Source organism: Limnobaculum allomyrinae (assembly GCF_016649425.1).
Classification (GTDB): Bacteria; Pseudomonadota; Gammaproteobacteria; order Enterobacterales; family Enterobacteriaceae; genus Limnobaculum; species Limnobaculum allomyrinae.
Genome location: NZ_JADRCR010000008.1, coordinates 89052 through 109232, shown reverse-complemented (window position 1 = coordinate 109232; position 20181 = coordinate 89052). Strand labels below are relative to the sequence as shown.

Sequence of the window (20181 nt, the reverse complement as noted above, 5' to 3'; positions counted from 1 at the left end):
ACCGCACCGGTGTTTACTGCTTAAACCAGATTAACGTGCAAGCCCTGCTGAACCAGAACATCGCCTAATGTGTTACTTCCCTGGGATGAGTTGTGATAAACATCGTAAATCACCCCACCAATGGTGCTCTGTCCATTTAAGTTCCAGATATCTCCCTGTCCATGAACCAGATTGACCTTATCGCCCTCAGAACCCTTAATCAGTAACTGCTCCTGAGTTGGATCTTTAACGTTAAGCGCCTCATTCAGATTCAGAGTGATACTGTTGCTACCGGACAGCCCGAGGTCGAAGATGTCGATATTGACAATCTTCTCGCCCAGTTGGGTAAGATCCAGATGAAGATTAGCGCCATCCAGTACCAAAGTATCGACACCCGCACCGCCATCGATAAAGCCAAAGCCCAGCGTACTCAGATGAATCACATCGTTTCCACTACTGCCCTGAACGCTGGTTCCACTATTATGGGTTCCATCAGCTAAATCGATGGTTACCCCGCCAATAGTGAAGGTTCCGGAAACGGCGGCCGCACTCTGCTCAACACCGGATGAAGCCTCGTGGCTTTCTGAGGTCAGCGAAGAAGTCAGCCGTTCTTCCGTAGCGTTTTCTGTGGAGAGAGATTGAGTAGTATGTGAAGCATCAGAATTAGCAGCAGCATCCACTTCATGCATCAAGGGTTCTGCCTGTGCGGCAACCGCCAACGGAGGCAGATTCAGCACGGTACCCAGCCCCAAATCTACGCTAAATCCGTTTTGTGCCTCATCCTGTGCAGACAGATGAAGAATCGGTGACAGTAGATTCAGCGTCAATAACTGAGCCAACGTCAGATGAACATTAGCACTCCAGCTTCCATCTGCTTTGACCTGAGCGGTAAGCGAAGCCAGACCCAGTAGTGTAATGTTTACATCGGCTCCCACTTTCAGGTTGCGTGAGCTACCGCCAATGGTCAGCCCTTTAGATAACAGGGTTGCGATATCCAATGTGGCTAATGGGTTGTAAGAGAGCAATGGTGGACTCAGCTTAACGTAGACATCTGTTCCGACGGTTTTAGTGTTACCAACCTTGTCGGTTACTGTCACCCCCACGTGCAATGAACCATCTTTCAATAAGTTCAGCACACTGGGTGGCAGATTCAACGACCAGGAGCCATTTGAGCCCACCGTCGCGGTGTAATTGGTGCTCCCCAATGTCACCACCACGCTACCACCGACTAAATTACTCAAGGTTCCACTCAGCGTTTGCGTTTGTCCCGCATCGAGAATATTCAGAATACCGTCGTTACCAAACAGACTACCCAACGATATATCCGGTAAGCTGTGAGTAATAACATCCAGCTTACCGACAGCATTGGCCACTTCTCCGGCTGCGTTGGTCAGGATTGCACTTACATTGAAGTTACCGTCTGCCAGTGCCGATAAATCGAGCTTCGGTACGCTCAGCGTCCATTTACCATTGGCATCTACCGTTGCGGAGTAATGGTTCTGCCCCAAAGTGATATTAACGATGGAGCCTTCTGCATTGGTGGCACTACCGCTAATGACTTGTGCGTTCAGAATATCCTGAGCGTTCAGATTGCCATTGTTGAAGATGCTATCCAGCGACAAGGTTGGCAGTACATGGGAGATAACATTCAATAGCCCACTGGCTGTAGCTTCGTTCCCTGCTACGTCTTTAACCGATACGTCCACGTTAAAGTTACCGTCCAGCAATGCTTTCAGATCCAAAGGAGGTATTGATAACGACCATGCGCCACCAACGCCCACTTTTGCGGTATACGCCAGACTGCCCAGCTTCACGCTGATCTCTGCACCAACTGCCAGATTAGTACTGGTGCCGCTAATGACTTGTGATGTCAATAAATCCACCAGACTAAGAATGCCATCACCAAAAATCGAACCAATGGAGATGGTTGGCAGGCTGTGAATAATCGTATTCAGTGAGACACCCGCACTGGCGGTATTACCCACCCCGTCGCTGACCGATACACTAACGGCCAATGGCCCATCAGGTAATAAGTTCAGAACATTGGTAGGGATCGTCGTGCTCCAGGTACCATTTGGATTTATCGTCGCCGTTAGTGTGTTGCCGCCTACCTTAATGGTTACACTGCCGCTGGTAAGATTAGCCACGGTACCACTGATTAACTGGGCAACGCCTGCCTCCAAGTGATTAAGGAAGCCATCGCCATTAAACAGAGGGTCAAGGGTAATTTGCGGCAGGTTTTTCAACCCAACCACGACGCTGGCACTACCGGTATTGGTATTGCCATCCGGAGTGGTAATGGTAATTGCCGCAGTAAGAGGCCCTTCGGGTAACTGAGACAGGTCAGACGGCAACAGAGCGATAGAAAATGAACCATTTGCCAGCGTAACACCAACAAAGGTTTTTCCGCCCAGCAGAACACTCACTTTGGTTCCTTCTGGCGCATTACCAATGGTTCCACTGATCAGCTGTGATGCACTGGCATCTACCGCATTTAGCAAACCATCACCAAATACGGACACGGTTTGCAACAACGGAGCCAACAGCGAAAGATGCACGCCGGCACTCACATTTACCGGGTTATTAGCAATATCGGTAGCGCTGGCTGAAACAGTAATATCTCCACTGCCAATGCCTTTCAGGATATTAATAATTGATGGGGTTAACTCTGCGCTCCAACTGCCGTCTTGTCCTACCACCGCACTAAGGGTTGAAGAACCAGCAATGCTTAGGGTAATAGTGCGCCCCGCCAGCCCGGTGGCGGTTCCACCAATGGATACCAGCCCCAGTAAATCGCTCAGGCTCAATACTCCATCACCAAACAATGGATTAAACTTAATGGTTGGCAGATTATGGGTGATAACGCCAAGATCGATGGATTGTTTAACCACGTTGCCACCGGCATCCGTGACCGTCACCCCCACTTTCGTTATACCATCCAGCAGCGAGGCTAAATCCGTTTTAGGTATGGATACCGACCAATTACCGTTAGCATCAACACCTGCGCTATAGGTATTGGTACCCAGCGTCACACTCACCGTCGTTCCCGCCGCCATATTGCCAATCGTGCCGCTAATCAATTGATCGAGCGCGGTTTCCGCTTTATTCAGGAAGTTATCGCCAAACGCAATGACATTGTTGATGACTGGCAAATCAGTCAGTGCTAATCCAACATGAATCAGCTTATCAACCGTATTTTCATTGGCATCCGTAATACTGACATTCACATCAAGCGTTTTTGCCGTCAGCCCCAGCCATAAATCAGGGCTCAGGTCGATGCTCCACTTCCCGTTGTTACCTACATTGGCAGTAAAGGTTTGCCCCAGTATGGTTACACTAACCTTCGCTCCGTTATAGTCACCGGTTGCGGTGCCCGTCAGGGTTTGTGTCAGTAACGACTCAGCCAGGTTCAAAATTCCGTCCGGGCCAAAGATAGTACTGATTCCGGCGCCCAGTGAGCTGTTTAACGCAACGTTTAAGCCTACATTCACCGAGGTGACGTTACCGGCGCTATCGCCTACGCTGACATTAATAACCTGTGGGCCGTCCGTCAGTGTTTCCAGTTTCAACGTTGGGAAATTGACACTCCAGTTGCCATTTTCATCAACAATCGCCGATAGTTGCAATGGCCCCAGCGTTACCGTTACGGTATCACCCGGATCGCCTTTCCCACCTAATGGCAGACCCAGCAGAATTTCCGCCGCCGTTAATACATTGCCCACGCCAAGCGCATCAACCGTCAGGAATGGCGTAATGGTGTCTACCGTAATCGGGTGAGTCACGCTGGTAAGGTTGCCCGCTTTATCCGTCAGTTCAACCACGATATCCTGAGGCCCTTGCGGTAACGTTTTCAGTTCCGCTGAACTGAGTGACAGGCTCCAGCTACCATCACTCTGCACCTGAGCATAATGGGTTACGCCATGTATCTTAATTGACACATTAGTGCCAATTTCACTGCCGGTACCGCGAAGAATCTGTACGCTTCCTGCTTCAGAAGCGTTAAGCACATCGTTTCCGGCAAACACCCCTACCGTAAGTTGAGGAGGAATCCGATCAACTAAAATATTGGCGGATGCCGTCGCCCCACTGAGCGTTGATGCAGATAATACATAATTACCATCAGGCAATAGGGCAATGGAAGGAATCGTGACACTCCACTTACCGTCGCTTTCAATAATGGTTGTAGGAATCAATAAACTGCCAAGACTCAGGTTAATAATTTGTCCAACCATAGAGGGATCGGCGGTTCCACTTATCGTTAGCATACCGCCTGATTCGGTCAGATTAATGGCGTTATCACCCGCTACCGGATCGAGGGTCAGGAATGGTGTCGGTACTGAGGTATCTACCGTCAATGTTATCGCCGGTGCATTAGCACTGTTACCTGCTTTATCCACCACGGTCGCGGTAATTTGCCCTGAAGCCAACAGCGCCAACTCAGTTGGTGTTAATGCAATTGACCAACTGCCATCGGTGGTTACCGCCGCACTTCGACTCAGGCCACCAATAGTGATTTGTACCGTTTGTCCGACTTCTACATTGCTGGTGGTTCCGCTCAATATTTGAGTCTGATGGCTTTCCGCATAATCCAGAATGTTGTCACCGGCAAAAACATTGATAGCGATTGTTGGTGGCGTCAGGGAGAAATGTGCCAGTCCGCTTACGCTATTGGTATTCAGCGCTTCATCCGTCACGGTAACCACAATCGCCTTATCACCGTTACCTAACCCGGTTAACTCGCTCGATGTCAGCGTCAAAGACCAGGTGCCGTTAGCATCCACTACCGCATCATGATCTATACCGCCAATAGAAACGCTGACTTTTGCTTTACTCGGATCCCCTACTACATTCAGTTGCCCGGTTAGCGTCTGATTAACAGCGGACTCACTGATATTAAGATAGGTATCACCAAACGGCGTTGCTAACGTTGGCTGCGGCAATGAGAACTGAGTCGAGAAATTCTGGCTGACAGAGGTGCTGTTACCCGCAGCATCAGTCACCGTCAGATTAATCGGATAGGTTCCACCACTGGTCAACGTTGACAGTGCATTAGCCGGAATATTGGCTGACCAGTTACCGTTTGAATCGATAGTGGTTGGATAAGAGACGCCGTTAATAGTTAAAGTTAACGTTGCACCCAGTCCGGAAATATTGGCATTGGTGGTTCCGGCGATTAGCGCGATGTTTCCGGCTTCACTCAGATTAAGAACGCCATCACCAAACGGCGGAGTAATAGTCAGTGTTGGCAGCGTTAATAACGCATCAAAACTGAGATCCTGTTGAGAGGTATTACCCGCTTTATCCGTCACTGTCACCTGAATATCATGTTCACCAGTGCCTAAGGCATTTAACGCTGTACTGTCTAAACTGACACTCCATTGGCCTGTCGTCGATACCGTAACGGTCTGCGGTTTACCATCAATGGTCACCGTCACCGTTTGTCCGGCACCGGTTATTCCTGTGGTACCGCTAATAGCCTATCCGGTTAAAGCGTTAGCCTCAGCAATATTCAGTAAGCCATCACCAAAAGGCAGATTAATCCTGGCATTAGGCAGCGTATGGGTCAGCACTTCTACCGAAGCATTACCGTTAACTGTATTGCCTGCGCTGTCAGTGGCAATAATGGTGACGGGCCAGGTACCATCCGGCAGCGCTGTTAAGTCACCGGAAGTCAGTGTCAGGTTCCAGTTACCGTCATTATCCACAGTAGCGGAATAAGATTGACCATTGATACTCACCGTTACGCTTTGTCCCGCACCGCTCACATGAGTTGAACCGGTAAGCGTTCCCCCTGCTGCGGCTTCAGTTGCATTCAATATTCCATCAACAAACGGTAAATCGAGGGTGGGTGCCGGTAGATTATGGGTCACCGCACTGAAGGTTAACTCGCTGCTGGTTGTGCTGTTCCCCACTCGGTCAGATAACGTCACGCTAATGTCGTGAGAGCCATCAACCAAAGCCAACAGTACGTTTGGCGGCAGCAGAACCGTCCAGTTACCATTAATATCAACCGAGCCGGAATACTTAGTACCATCAAGAGTGACCTCAACGGTTTGTCCCAGTCCCGTCAGCCCTGACTTACCGGTAAGAATTTGCCCGGAAGTGGCTTCAGATAAATTCAGTACATCATCACCAAACAGAGGTGTTTTAAGCTCAGCGGTGGGTAAGGTATGTACCAGTGCATCCACTGAACTGAGCACTGAGGTGGTATTGCCTGCGGAATCTACTGCGGTAATAACAATAGGAACCGTGCCATCAACTAAAGACAACAGTGCGCCAGGAGGGATGGTGGCACTCCAGTTGCCATCACCAAATGGGGTATTAAGAGTTAATTCCGGCAGCTCATGAATGATAACGGTGAAATCATGACTGGTGGTCACTGTATTACCATCACTATCCACCACCGAGGCGGATATGGTTGCTTTGCCATCCGGTAACAGTTGCAAATCCAGGCTGCTGACAGAGACCTGCCAGGAGCCATTCGGTTGTACAATACCGGTATAGGTTTTACCATTCAGAGCGACTGTCACTACTTGATTAGGTTCAACATGGCTGGTAGTGCCATTAATCAACAATGTCTGAGTGGATTCTTGTAAATTCAGATAATCATCTGTTGCTACAATCGCAATCGTGATTCCACTCTGACTATTGTCAACGGTAAAACTGTGATTTGCTTCGGCGGTTTGTCCGGCAAGATCGGTAACGCTAACCTGAATATTAAAGGTGCCATTAGCCAGCTTAGCCAGATCCTCAGCAGGAACCATGATGCTCCAGGAGCCGTCTGCCAATACTTTTGTCGTATAAGTTTGGCTGTTAAGCACCACAGTAATCAGACTGCCGGTTTCTGCATTGGAAGTAGAGCCACTCAGCACTTGTGCGGTTTTAACCTCAGAACCATCCAGTACATCATCACCGGCAAACGGCTGGATAGTGACACCCGGCAGTGCCGTTTTAACCCCAATAACCTGTGAAATTTGGGTACTGTTACCCGCTAAATCTTGCAGTGAAACCGTAATGGTGTAATTACCACTGCTCAACAGCTGTAGATCGGCTGATGGTACAGAGGTACTCCACTGCCCATCCGCACCAACCAATGCCTGATAAGATTTACCATTTAACGTGATAATGACGGTCTGACCCTGTTCGGAAATCGAGGCTGAACCAGATATTGTCTGAGTTGCCGCCATTTCAGAGGTGGTCAAAATATTGTCGGTAGCAAAGGCTTTTAGCGCCAGCGTTGGCGCCGTGGTATCCACCACAATATTACGGGTTACTGAACCGATATTTCCGGCAATATCGGTGGCTTTAACGACCAGAGGGAAACTACCGTCAGACAGCAGTTGTAAATCTCTACTTGGAATATTTACGCTCCAGTTTCCTTGCGCATCAACGGTAGCAACATAGCTTTTTCCGTTAAGAGAAATGACCACCGATTGCCCTGCACCCGTCAGGCCTGATTTTCCCTGCAGGGTTTGGCTTAATAACTCTTCGGCAGCATTGATAATTCCATCACCAAATGGGGTATTCAGCGTTGGTTGCGGTAACTGATTAATCAGAACGTTTAAGATGTGCTCAGCACTAAACGTTCCAGCCGGAGCTGTTACCGCTGCGGTGATGGTTGTTGCGCCATCACTCAACAATTTCAGATCGCTTGATGGTACCAGAGCGCTCCAATGGCCAGAACCATCGACGGTAGCCTGATAGCTTTTACCATTTAAAGTCACAATAACAACAGAACCTGCATCAACACCGGTGGTGATACCGTTAATCGATAAATCCTGCGTTGCCTCAACGGCGCTCAGGTAATCATCATTCGATATAATCGCAATTGAGATCCCTGGCTGATCAATATCGACAACAAAAGTATGGGTATCGGTAGCGGTTTGCCCGTCAAGATTGGTAACCGTTGCCACAATGGTGTAAGAACCGGAAGAGAATTGTTCCATTGCTCCGGCTGGTATTGTCAGATGCCAACTACCGTCAGCATCAACTGTCGCCAGATAGGTTTGTCCTCCACTTGATAGAGAACGAGCCAGTGCACTACCATCAGAAATATTGACCACCACCGAACTGCCTGGTTGGGCATTCTGTGTCATACCGCTCAGAACTTGATCGGTTTTTGATTCCGCACTATCAATCTTATCGTCGCCACCAAATGTATTAATACTAATTGCCGGCACTGTGATTTTAACAATATCTAAGGTTCCGCTGGTGCTATTGCCCGCAGCGTCGCTGACGGAAGCACTTAAGGTATAATTTCCATCCGCCAACGCCTGTAAATCAGCGCTGGAAATTACCGTTTGCCAATTCCCTTGCGCATCAACTGTTGCGGTATAGCTATTTTGCCCGAGTGTAATCGTGATTATCTGGCCTTCAGCCCCTATCGCTGTTCCGTTAACGGTTTGATTTGCAGTTGATTCAGTAGCGTCCAGCGTATTATCACCAGCAAAAGTGGAAATTGTCAGAACCGGAGCCGTGATGTCTACCGTAAAGTCATGGCTATCCTGGGCCGTTAACCCAGCCTGATTACTCACGCTAACCTGAAGTGAAGTCTTTCCATCCGCCAGAAGCTGTAGATCTGCCGCGGGAACACTGATTTGCCAGCTTCCATCGGCTGCAACCTGTGTGGTGTAGGTTTTACCACCTAAGGTGATAGTCACCGTCTGCCCGGCTTCTACATGGGCTGTCGAACCACTTACCGTTTGAACAGATTTGGCTTCGGCGGCGTTAAGTACATCATCCGTTGCGAAAGGGTTTACTGTGATGGTTGGCGCGGTAGCACTACTGTTTCCGCTATTATTGTTACCGCCATTGTTGCCATTATTGTTACCGCTATTTCCACTATTGTTGCCGCCATCACCGTTTCCAAGATTACCACCGTTATCCTGATCGCTGCTGTGATGCCCTCCCCCGGAACCGCCTGCTGCAATAGCAATACCCGCTCCGACCGCTAAAGCACCAATAATCCCGGCGATAGCTGTCGCAGATAATCCATCGTCAATCAGGCTATCAGCACCGATCGTGGTATAAGTGGGGGTAATAGTTTCTGCCGCCGCTGGCCCAGGCAAGTCCGCCAGTGGGAAGACCGCATGATTAACTTCTTTGCCATCATCAAATACCAGTTCGCTGTGTTCGCCTTTTTCATCAAGAGTAAAGAACCCCTGATAGCGTACGGTACTGCCATCTTTCATATGAACAATCAGATCGTTTCCCTGTCGCTCATAGCTGGAAACTAGCGCAGAAGTACCATGAATTCGCACTACACTGGATTGAGTTAATGTAACTACCTGACTTCCTTGAGTATAGTGTGCCAGTTGAGCACCATTATTGCGGCCGACAACTTCAACAGTTCCTAAGACGCTATTTTCCTGAGCCATTGCTAACCCCTTGTTATATACGTTGGGTAAATGTGCCGTAAAAACGACATCAGTAAGTGCTCCCCGATAACTATTTTGTTATCAGAGAATGAATCTCAGTCCGAGGGGAAAAATATCCGTAAAAGAGAATAAGCAATAATGCGTTGTCATTATTTTTTATTAATAGATATATAAGCAATGATTTTCATTTTGGCAAAATAAATACTGAAAATTATTTCAATTAATTAACTCATGAAATAATTTGAAATGACGAAATAAAGATAAGTGAAAAATAATTATTTAAAAACAATGAGATAAATAAAAATCATCAAATCAATAAATAATGCAAAACAAAAGCAATATATTGAGGAAAATATAATAAAACACATGTTAATAAATAGACTTCAGTATCAAAAATACCCCTATAATAAATCAGGTAAATAATAATTTAACAGTATAAAAAAGCCTGATTGATTATGAGTAAAGTGGCAAAAAAAACAAATAGAATATAACCAGATGAAAAATAGAAGTAATTGATTAAAAAAAGGAGAGTGACGAACTTTTGTACAGATTCAGGTAAAATACACAATCACTAATACTGCTTGAGCTATACTCAATATACAAGCGGAGAGTCATAAATCATAATGGCTATCACACTTCTGTCATCTTTGTTTTAGGGGACCGAAAAAATTGATCCAGATCACATAATTGTCTGGCCACATCGGTATTCTAAAATCATATCTGACGGCAATTGACTGACAAAGAGGTAGGTTATATGACATTAAATATTACTAGCAAACAAATGGACATTACACCGGCAATCCGTTCACACGTCGAGGACCGTCTTAAAAAGCTAGATAAATGGCAAGCTCAGTTAATTAATCCGCATATTGTGTTATCGAAAGAACCTAAAGGTTTTGTGGCCGACGCAACAATCACTACGCCAAATGGCCCTCTGGTGGCAAGTGCTAAACATGAAGATATGTATGCCGCTATCAACGAGCTCCTTCTGAAGCTTGAACGGCAACTGAATAAAGTACAGCACAAGAGTGAAGCCCGGCGTACTGAGGGCAGCGTGAAAGAGGCTAATTTGCAACAGCTTGAAGAAGATTAATCATTTTGCTTCGTTTACCAACGCGCCCTCCGGGCGCGTTTTTTTATCCCTAATGTTCATCTTTCATGCTCAACCATAACCGATGAAGCAATAATAGCGGTTGACAGAACCAAAACTGCGCGGTTAAGTTAGAGGCATCATTTATCGGAGTTTTATTATTTATGTACCGTATACCGTTTTTCTTCGCTTTCTTTTTTAGCGTCCCCTGACTGGGAGGCAATTCGTCCGTGGCTTGGAAACGAGCAGAAAGAAAGCGAAGACGAACATTAAAGCCTCCCACAGGGGGGCTTTTTTATTGGATAAGATAAAAATAAGGTAAGACGACACCATGAGCGATAACCCATTATCAGGGCTGAGAGAACGTATCACTGCACTCGATATTAAATTGCTGGAACTATTGGCCGAGCGCCGTGATTTAGCACTGGACGTAGCCCGAACCAAACAGTCAACCCATCTACCTATTCGCGATAAAGAGCGTGAGCGCGATCTGTTAAGACGCCTGGTGGAAGAAGGAAAAAAACATCGGCTTGATGGTCACTATATTACTCGTCTGTTTCAAATAATTATTGAAGATTCAGTACTAACCCAACAAGCTCTGCTGCAACAATATGTTAATCAGGACAAACTTAGCTCCGCACGTATCGCATTCCTGGGGCCAAAAGGTACTTACTCTCATCTGGCTGCGCGCCAATATGCTGCCCGCCATTTTGATACCTTGGTTGAATGCGGTTGCAGCAAGTTTGATGACATTTTCAGACAGGTAGAAATTGGTCAGGCAGACTACGGTATCCTGCCTATTGAGAACACCAGTTCCGGTTCCATTAACGAAGTGTATGATCTGTTACAGTCTACCAATCTGTTTATCGTGGGCGAATTAACCAATCCTATCAATCACTGTCTGTTATCGTCAGTAGATACCGATCTGAGTCAGATTGAAGTGGTTTATAGCCATCCACAGCCTTTCCAACAGTGTAGCCAGTATCTTAATGGCTTCCCTGAGTGGAAAATCGAATATTGTGAAAGTACCTCTGCGGCAATGGAAAAAGTTGCCAGCCTGAAATCACCTAAAGCGGTGGCGTTAGGCAGCGAACCTGGAGGGGCACTGTATAACCTTCAGGTACTGGAACACAGCCTGGCTAACCAAAAAGATAACATTACCCGCTTTATCGTCGTGGCTCGTAAACCGGTTGAAGTCGCGCCACAAATACCGGCGAAAACCACGATTATCGTTGCTACCGGTCAGCAATCTGGTGCACTGGTAGAAGCCCTGCTGGTACTGCGTAAACATGATGTGGTGATGACTAAGCTGGAATCCCGCCCAATTAACGGTAACCCGTGGGAAGAGATGTTCTACATCGATATGCAGGTGAATCTGGAATCGGAAGCTATGCAAAAAGCGCTGGAAGACTTAACACCGATTACACGTTCAGTGAAGGTATTGGGGTGTTATCCGAGTGAGACCGTGGTGCCGGTTAAAGTAAATTAATTGATTTGAGTATGAGTCAATCGGCTTTATTGGATATTCCGGCCATAATGGTCATGTACCTATATCACCTTCGGTGTACGACCGGAGGGTTGTCTGAAGTTCATCGAGCTTAGCCTTCTGATAAGTATCTTTTATCATTGAGGCCGCTGTATAGCGGCCTCAAATTGATGACAAAGTCTGATAGTTCAGTTTAATTCCTTAAGATAATCAATCATCGGGAGGAACGGGTGTTGGGGTCGACTTGGCGTAAGCCAACGACAAACAGGCAAAGCCTGTTTGAACAGCGCTGGCGCTGGCCCGCAGGGTGAAACACCGAAAGGTGTTTCATAACCGCCCCTAACCCGGCCAGGCTCGATGTGCACTACAGCTAAGTACAGACTACCTTCCGGTCGAGCACAAAGTCGATATAAGCCCTTTAGATTTTACGACCGGAATATTCATTGATGCCAATTTATCGGGTTTATCGGTAGTCAGGCCGCTATCAAATACAAACGGCAATAACTTTCGCTATCCACCAAACATATCCCTTACCCAATCAGGAACGCTGCTTTCGCTCTGTTGTTGTGGCTGCTGTTGTTCAACTGGCTGCGGTGGTGCCACACACAGGCTTTCAGGACTGTCTGTCCAGACCGGTAACCGGCGGTCTCCGCCGTTACATACGAAGTTACCATCACTGTCAGTGCCCATCATACTGATATGCTCCGGAGGCGTTAAGGTCAGTGCCAGCGGGGTTTGGTTTTCCAGATAGCGGCGGTACAGGGTTAATGCGCCGTTAGCACCCGTCAGCTTCGCCGGGCCGTTATTATCACGACCAACCCAGGCAATGGAAACCTCTTTACCGTCAATTCCCACAAACCAGCTATCGCGCAGATCGTTGGTGGTACCGGTTTTTGCCGCCAGATTATAGTTACCAAACTTACCCGCCAGTGAGCGCGAGGTTCCGCGTGCAACACCTTGCTGCATCGCATATAGAGTCAGATACGCTGCCTGAGGCTCCACGACACGCTGAGCCTGCGGCAGGCTTTGGAATAACACGGTGTTATCTTCAGCAAGTACCGAACGCAGAACCGAAAGTTTCGCCCGTTGACCACCACTACCGATAGTCTGATACATCTGCGCGGCTTCCATTGGCGTCAGACTGGTTGAACCCAATAACATAGCAGGAACGGTTTGAATTGAGCTGTCCGGCACACCCAAACGTTGAAGCATGTCTTTTACTTTATCCAGACCTAAATCCAGACCAAGATTAACCGTAGGGATGTTCAGTGAGTTGGCCAGCGCATCTACCAGCATCACTCTGCCACGGAACTGGCGATCGTAGTTTTGCGGTTGCCAGGTCTTACTGCCGGGAATATTGACCGACAGCGGCTCATCTTTCAGCCAGGTATTTAAACGATAGTTGCCCGGTTCACTCAACGCTGTCAGGTAGGTTGGTGGTTTAGCTAAAGAACCAATCGAGCGACGAGCCTGAACCGCACGGTTAAAACCAGCATATTGCGGCTGTGAACCACCAACAACAGCACGAACCTCGCCACTAAAGCGGTCAACAATCACCATTGCCGCTTCTAAATCTTTTACATTACGCGCTGCTCGCAGAGCAGGAATCCCCTCTTCCACTGCTTTTTCCGCTGCACTCTGTGACACCGGATCCAGAGTGGTGAAGATCTTCACGCCGGACAGATCGTTAACTTTATCTCCCAGCTTTTCCTGCAGCTCATTATGTACCAACTGCATAAATGCAGGCTGTGGGGTAATCACGCCACCGCGAGGCTGGACGCCCAGAGGACGGGCGCTTAACACGCCATAAAGTTCCTGATCGATTACATTTTGCTGCTGGGCTAAACGCAATACCAGATTCCGTCGCTCCAGAACAATATCCTGATTCTTCCATGGGTTATACAGGGAAGCGCCTTTTACCATACCCACCAGCATCGCCTGCTGATCGACACTTAATTCATTAATCGGACGACCGAAGAAATAGAGACTGGCTAACGGGAAGCCCCTAATTTGATCGGCTCCGCTCTGCCCCAAATAGACTTCGTTCATATACAGTTCAAGAATACGTTCTTTGCTGTATCGGGCATCCAGAATAACCGCCATGTAGGCTTCACGTAATTTACGCGACAGGGAACGCTCATTGGTTAAGAACAGGTTCTTCACCAACTGCTGCGTTAAGGTACTTCCCCCCTGAACGGTACGCCCCGCCGAGAGGTTAGCCAATACCGCACGGCCAATAGAGAACAAACTGATACCATCATGGCTATAGAAGTTACGGTCTTCAGTGGCAATCAGCATATCTGCCATGGGATAAGGGAAACTTTTACCGGCCACAAACAGGCGCTGTTCGCCGTTAGGTGCCTGCAACATAGTGATTAGCTTAGGATCGAGACGGAAGAAGCCGAACTCACGTCCGGTATCCAGATTCACAATGCGCGACAGCCCTGCGTTATTGAACTCCAGACGAGCACGGATCTGCTCTTCTTTAACATCCGGGAAATCAAACGGACGTCGCAGCATCTCGATATTATTATTCTGAACGGTATATTCACCAGGACGGGTGATTTTAGTGACATAGCGATACTGCATGCCATTAAGCAAATCCACCATCTCTTTTTTACTGTAGGACATACCCGGTTCGAGGTTAACCATGCGGCCATATACCGCCGCCGGTAAATTCCAAACCTTACCGTCAATGCGGCTACGGATTTGTGAGTCAAGATAGACACCATAAAATGCCAACAGGGCAATAGCCACGATCGCCAGCTTAATGCAGAGGCCAACGGTACGGCGTAGCCAACTCGGCTTACGGGATTTTTTAACTTTAGGCGGCATGAATAGCTCCCGATATCATTGCGCTTTTCCTCTTGAGTTCAGTCATCATCATTTAGCTTCACTACGGGTAATAAATTGCGGGCGTATTGTACCCTAATTAACCGACAGGGTAGACCATTGGTTTTACCCGCCAATAAATATATCTCACCCATGATGAAAACGTTTAGTTTTGCGGGTGGGCAGCGCATTTGCCGGATCGTCAGGCCACACATGTTTTGGATAGCGGCCCTTCATCTCTTTTTGCACCTCTTTATAAGCGCCTTGCCAAAAAGCCGCTAAATCCTGAGTAATCTGTAATGGCCGATGCGCCGGAGATAACAGCTCAACCACCAGAGAAATTCGACCATCGGCAATCACCGGGGTTTGCTTTTCGCCAAACATTTCTTGTAAACGAACGGCCAGCACCGGGGGACGTTCACTGTCGTAACGTATTGGCAAGCGAGAACCCGTTGGTACGCAATAGCTAACGGGCAGTTCGCTATCCAAACGCTGACGCTGTTGCCAGTCCAGCTTGCGGATTAACGCCTCAGAAAGATTGACCTGCCTGAGCCCTTTAATATCCCTGACGCCTTTCAGTGAGGGTAATAGCCATGTTTCCAGAGTTTCCAACAGTGCACTGTCATCCACCGAGGGCCACGGATACTGAGGTAGCCACTCCTGAGCACGCTGAATACGGGTACGCAGTTGCACCGCCTCTTCATCCCAGACTAAAGCCGAAATGCCTTGAGTTCTTATCCACTCCAACAGTGCGGCGTGTAATTGTTCTTCAGACGGTTTAGTTAACGGCTGGGCTTTTAATACCAAACGACCAATTTGTTGGCGCTGCCAGGCACGCAGCGTTCCTTTCTCTTCATCCCACTCAATGGCGCTCTGTTGTACAACCAACGTCGGCATCCGCTGAACTAACACTTCAGGATCGATTTTAGCTGCCAGCAACATACGTGCATCAGGGCTGTTCGCCCCTTGCAATAATGAAGCGGCAATCAGCCACTCGGAACGCCACAGGCCGTCATCCGTATCAATTTGGGCACCCATACCGTTCGCCAGCAGATAACGCCCCTCTTCTCCACGTTTTTGAGCTATACGATCGGCAAAACCTGCCGCCAGTAAAAAAGGTATCTCATCGCTGTCCGGTGTGCTGTTGCGACATTTTAATCGCTGCCCCAGCTGCCGGGCACGTTTTGTCCATGCTGCCTGAGGATGCAGCAGCCAATAACTAATGTCTTTATTGCCGTTTCTCGGCGGTTCTTCCACAATCGCAGTCAATAACAGAGCAGTAGCTAAGGATTCGGGCTTCTGTTTTTTCGCATAAACCAACATCGCCGCCAGTCGTGGTTCACAGCCCGTCTCCGCCATTTGCCGCCCGGTTTGAGTCAAGTTCCCCTGCTCATCAACAGCATCAAGCTGAATCAACAGCCGTCGGGCGGCAGCTAAAGAAGTCGCTGGAGGTGAATCTAACCAGCGCATTTGCTGAATATCGCGGCAACCCCATTGCAATAATTCCATGGTCAGGCCGGATAAATCACTTTGCATAATTTCGGCTTCACCCTGCTCAGCAGCACGCTCTGCCTGCTCGCGGGAAAACAAGTGCCAACATGCACCGGCAGATAAACGACCGGCACGACCGACACGCTGGGTCATGGAGGCTTTGGAAATACGTTGAGTGATTAAGCGCGTCAATCCGGTTCGGGGGTCGAAACGTGCCACCCGCTCAAGACCGCTATCGACTACCAGATTAATGCCATCAATGGTCAAACTGGTTTCGGCAATATTAGTGGCTAACACAATTTTTCGCCGCCCTGAAGGCGAAGGGGAAATTGCTTTTTGCTGCTCAGCCAGAGACAGTGCACCATACAAAGGGCAGAGATCGAGATTATCCATCAGACTACCTGATAATAAATCACACACCCGCCGAATTTCTGCCACGCCCGGCAAAAATAACAGCATAGAACCTGAGTGCTGATTCACTATCTGCCTGACTGCTTGCGCTACCTTATCTTCAAAATACCCACTGGCTGGCAGCGACAAGTAGTGTCGTTCAACGGGAAAGCTACGCCCTTCAGCAGAAATCACTGGCGCATCCGGCAAAAACTGTTGCAGCCGTTGATTATCCAGCGTTGCTGACATAATCAACAGTTTCAGATCGTCCCGCAGCCCGCTTTGCACATCCAATAATAAGCTAAGGGCTAAATCCGCCTGTAAGCTACGTTCATGAAATTCATCAAGAATCACCAGCGAAACATCTTCCAGCATCGGATCCTGTTGTAGCATACGGATTAGCACGCCTTCCGTCACCACTTCCAAACGCGTCTCCGGCCCGCTCAAGCTTTCAGAACGCATCCGATAGCCAATATTCTCACCCACCGGTTGATTCAACTGCTGAGCTAACCGCTGCGCTACACTGCGAGCCGCCAGACGACGCGGTTCCAACATAATAATCCGCCCCGACAGCCAGGATGACTGCTCAAGCAATTTCAACGGCAACCAGGTCGATTTACCCGCACCGGGTGGTGCCTGCAACAATACGCAAGGCGAATGCTGCAAAGCATCAAGCAAGGGTTGAAGAACTTCACTTACCGGCAAAGACACGTATAACCTCAATCAGATAACTTAGGTATCAAAATAAATTTTATCGGCTCATAGTGTACCAGCCGCCAAAACAACCGACAGGATAACTTTCATTGATTTACCAAACTGGACACATGGTGAATAATAGGCCGCGTTAAAATCGACCTGGCATAAACCGATGAAGTTCTTTATCTGCTAGCAATGCTAATCGTTGGGCGAGGCCGCCGTTGGGGTCGTAGCAGCTTTAGCTGCCGAAGCGCCCTTGGGCGAACCAGGCCAACGCGCTCCGTTTCCAAGTACAAATGGTCTTCCGGCCGAGCACAACGTAAACATAAGCAAATTGCTTTTACGGCCGGAACCTCCACGAAAGCTAACACAACCAAGATCGCAACCACTGACCGGAGTTTCAAAGCGACCTTTAAAAACCAATAGGATCTCCCATGAACTTCACCACCCCACTGCAATCCGCCACGTTAATCAAACGCTATAAGCGTTTCCTTGCCGATGTCATTACGCCGCAGGGGGAAGAACTCACACTGCATTGCGCTAACACCGGCGCCATGACCGGCTGCGCTGAACCCGGAGATACCGTTTGGTACTCCACTTCCGACAATCCTAAACGGAAATATCCCCACTCATGGGAACTCACCCAAACTCAGGCCGGCGATATGATTTGTGTGAATACACTACAAGCCAACGCTCTGGTAAAAGAGGCGCTGGAGAATCAGTGGATTAAAGAGCTAAGTGGCTACAGTTCGTTACGCAGCGAAGTTCGCTATGGCGATGAAAACAGCCGCATCGATTTTCTGTTAGAGCATCCTGACCAACCAAAATGCTATGTTGAAGTAAAATCCGTCACTCTGTTACAACAGGGCTGTGGCTATTTTCCTGACGCGGTCACAACTCGAGGTCAAAAACATCTGCGTGAATTACAAATAATGGCAGAAAATGGACATCGCGCTATGCTTTTCTTTGCCGTGCTACACAGTGGAATTGACAGCGTTAAAGTGGCACAACATATTGATCCAATTTACGCAAAGCTTTTTGAACAAGTTAAGAAACACAGTGTCGAAGTCGTCTGTTATAAAGCCAGACTATCGCCAACAGAGGTGATACTACAAAGTCCGGTATCCGTCACAGGTTAAATTTTCAGGTAAAAAGTAATAAAAGAAGATAGTTTTGGTTAAATAACCAGCAATCACACCAGCATGAACATGCTTTTCTTCACAGCATTGTCATACTTAAGGCAGGAAAAATTGCTAACTTCATCTTCATCTGTTATTTATAGCGGCCTGATTTTTTCTCTAGTGTAAAACTACAACGCGTATTTTGTAGGAGAAGCAAAATGCAAGAAGGGCAAAAGCGTAAAACATCGTCCTTAAGTATCCTGGCTATCGCAGGCTTAGAGCCTTATAAAGAGAAGCCGGGAGAAGAATATATGAACGAAGCCCAGCTTAAACATTTCAAGCTGATTCTTGAAGCATGGCGTGGCCAATTGAGAGACGAAGTCGATCGTACTGTCAGCCATATGCAAGACGAAGCGGCTAACTTCCCCGACCCTGCTGACCGTGCGACGCAGGAAGAAGAGTTTAGTCTTGAGCTGCGCAATCGCGATCGTGAACGTAAACTGATCAAAAAAATCGATAAAACTCTGCAAAAAATTGCAGAAGACGATTTTGGTTATTGTGAATCCTGCGGCGTCGAAATCGGTATTCGTCGCCTTGAAGCCCGTCCTACTGCCGATCTGTGTATCGATTGTAAAACGCTGGCTGAAATTCGCGAAAAACAAATGGCAGGTTAATCTGTCCGTTAATTCTGCTTCCCTTACCGGTTCTGCCACCTTCTGATGGCAGAACAAGGGAACAGCGATGGCGGGTTCAGGCTGTTCAACCACGTTAATGACTAACCGTTATGTGGGGCGTTTTGCTCCCTCTCCTTCCGGAGATTTGCATTTTGGTTCCCTGATTGCCGCGCTGGGCAGTTTTTTGCAGGCGCGGTCAAATCATGGGGATTGGTTAGTCCGCATCGAAGATATAGACCCTCCCAGAGAAGTAACCGGTTCTGCTTCGCGTATTCTGACTACCCTGGAACATTATGGATTGCACTGGGATGGAGAGGTACTCTACCAGTCTCAACGTAGTGATGCCTATCGCCAGATTCTGCACCAGCTTTACCAACAACAACGTTGCTATTATTGCCACTGTACTCGCGCCAGAATTCAACAGTCTGGTGGCATTTATGATGGGCACTGTCGTAATTTATCACTACCCTCTCAGAATGCGTCTTTGCGTTTGCACGTAACGCAACCGGTTTATCAGTTTCACGATAAGCATTTGGGAACACTGGTGGCCGAACCGACCTTTGCCAGTGAAGATTTTATTATCCATCGTAAAGATGGGCTGTTTGCCTATAATCTTGCCGTGGTAGTGGATGACCACTTTCAGGGTGTGACTGAAATTGTCCGGGGCGCCGATTTGATTCAGCCAACCGTACGACAAATTGCTCTGTACCGTCAGTTAGACTGGAAAGAACCTGACTATTTCCACCTTCCACTGGCGTTAAATAACCAGGGACATAAGCTATCTAAACAGAACTATGCCCCACCGTTATCCCTTGAGCACCCTCTGCCAATACTGGCGGAAGCAATGCAGTTCTTAGGACAATCACTACCTGATGACTGGCAGGATGCTTCCATTGAAGCATTGCTGGCGTGGGGTATTGATCATTGGGATCATCGCCGCGTACCCATAACGCCGGAGCTAACCACACACTTTCCATTCTCAAATGATTCAGTGTGAGCTATTATAGACCGCCGTTTACCATACGTGGTTTACTGACTACTATTT

Annotated in this window: 8 protein-coding genes, 1 pseudogene and 1 other annotated feature; of the genes and pseudogenes, 5 read left to right on the top strand and 4 right to left on the bottom strand. The window is 48.0% G+C overall.

The window, feature by feature from the left end:
* Positions 1-20: 20 nt before the first annotated feature.
* Positions 21-5453, bottom strand: a complete 5433-nt coding sequence (locus I2494_RS14870; protein ID WP_228350980.1) for a beta strand repeat-containing protein — start codon at positions 5451-5453, stop codon at positions 21-23.
* A gap of 3 nt (positions 5454-5456) precedes the next feature.
* Positions 5457-9356 (bottom strand): Ig-like domain-containing protein, encoded by a 3900-nt coding sequence (locus I2494_RS14865; protein ID WP_228350973.1) that lies wholly within the window; start codon positions 9354-9356, stop codon positions 5457-5459.
* A 754-nt stretch (positions 9357-10110) separates the two neighbouring features.
* Between I2494_RS14865 and raiA the strand changes: the two genes are divergently transcribed.
* Both raiA and pheA read left to right on the top strand, forming a co-directional pair.
* Positions 10111-10449: a ribosome-associated translation inhibitor RaiA gene (gene raiA / locus I2494_RS14860; protein WP_130592956.1), complete on the top strand. Its 339-nt coding sequence runs from the start codon at positions 10111-10113 to the stop codon at positions 10447-10449.
* Between the two features lie 160 nt (positions 10450-10609).
* Positions 10610-10746, top strand: a sequence feature (Phe leader region).
* A gap of 31 nt (positions 10747-10777) precedes the next feature.
* Positions 10778-11935, top strand: coding sequence for a bifunctional chorismate mutase/prephenate dehydratase (pheA, locus tag I2494_RS14855; RefSeq protein ID WP_218467666.1), 1158 nt, complete (start codon positions 10778-10780; stop codon positions 11933-11935).
* A 507-nt stretch (positions 11936-12442) separates the two neighbouring features.
* Here the strand turns inward: pheA and mrcB are convergent.
* Positions 12443-14767 (bottom strand): annotated as a pseudogene (gene mrcB, locus I2494_RS14850) (bifunctional glycosyl transferase/transpeptidase); the annotation flags it as partial.
* Between the two features lie 144 nt (positions 14768-14911).
* Entirely contained in the window at positions 14912-17356 is a 2445-nt protein-coding gene (gene hrpB, locus I2494_RS14845; protein WP_228350972.1) for an ATP-dependent helicase HrpB, read from the bottom strand.
* A 419-nt stretch (positions 17357-17775) separates the two neighbouring features.
* Between hrpB and sfsA the strand changes: the two genes are divergently transcribed.
* From sfsA to gluQRS, 3 genes are all read left to right on the top strand, one after another.
* On the top strand, positions 17776-18480 hold the full coding sequence (gene sfsA, locus I2494_RS14840; protein WP_218467664.1) for a DNA/RNA nuclease SfsA: 705 nt from the start codon (positions 17776-17778) through the stop codon (positions 18478-18480).
* A 200-nt stretch (positions 18481-18680) separates the two neighbouring features.
* The gene (gene dksA / locus I2494_RS14835) at positions 18681-19136 is read left to right on the top strand and encodes an RNA polymerase-binding protein DksA (protein ID WP_108901630.1); all 456 of its coding nucleotides are present in this window, start codon (positions 18681-18683) and stop codon (positions 19134-19136) included.
* 67 nt (positions 19137-19203) lie between these two features.
* The gene (gene gluQRS, locus I2494_RS14830) at positions 19204-20133 is read left to right on the top strand and encodes a tRNA glutamyl-Q(34) synthetase GluQRS (protein ID WP_218467663.1); all 930 of its coding nucleotides are present in this window, start codon (positions 19204-19206) and stop codon (positions 20131-20133) included.
* The last annotated feature ends 48 nt before the right edge of the window (positions 20134-20181 follow it).

Coding starts and splice junctions, on each gene's coding strand:
- I2494_RS14865 (WP_228350973.1), bottom strand. CDS start 9,356: ATGGCTCAGGAAAATAGCGTCTTAGGAACTGTTGAAGTTGTCGGCCGC.
- raiA (WP_130592956.1), top strand. CDS start 10,111: ATGACATTAAATATTACTAGCAAACAAATGGACATTACACCGGCAATC.
- pheA (WP_218467666.1), top strand. CDS start 10,778: ATGAGCGATAACCCATTATCAGGGCTGAGAGAACGTATCACTGCACTC.
- sfsA (WP_218467664.1), top strand. CDS start 17,776: ATGAACTTCACCACCCCACTGCAATCCGCCACGTTAATCAAACGCTAT.
- dksA (WP_108901630.1), top strand. CDS start 18,681: ATGCAAGAAGGGCAAAAGCGTAAAACATCGTCCTTAAGTATCCTGGCT.
- gluQRS (WP_218467663.1), top strand. CDS start 19,204: ATGGCGGGTTCAGGCTGTTCAACCACGTTAATGACTAACCGTTATGTG.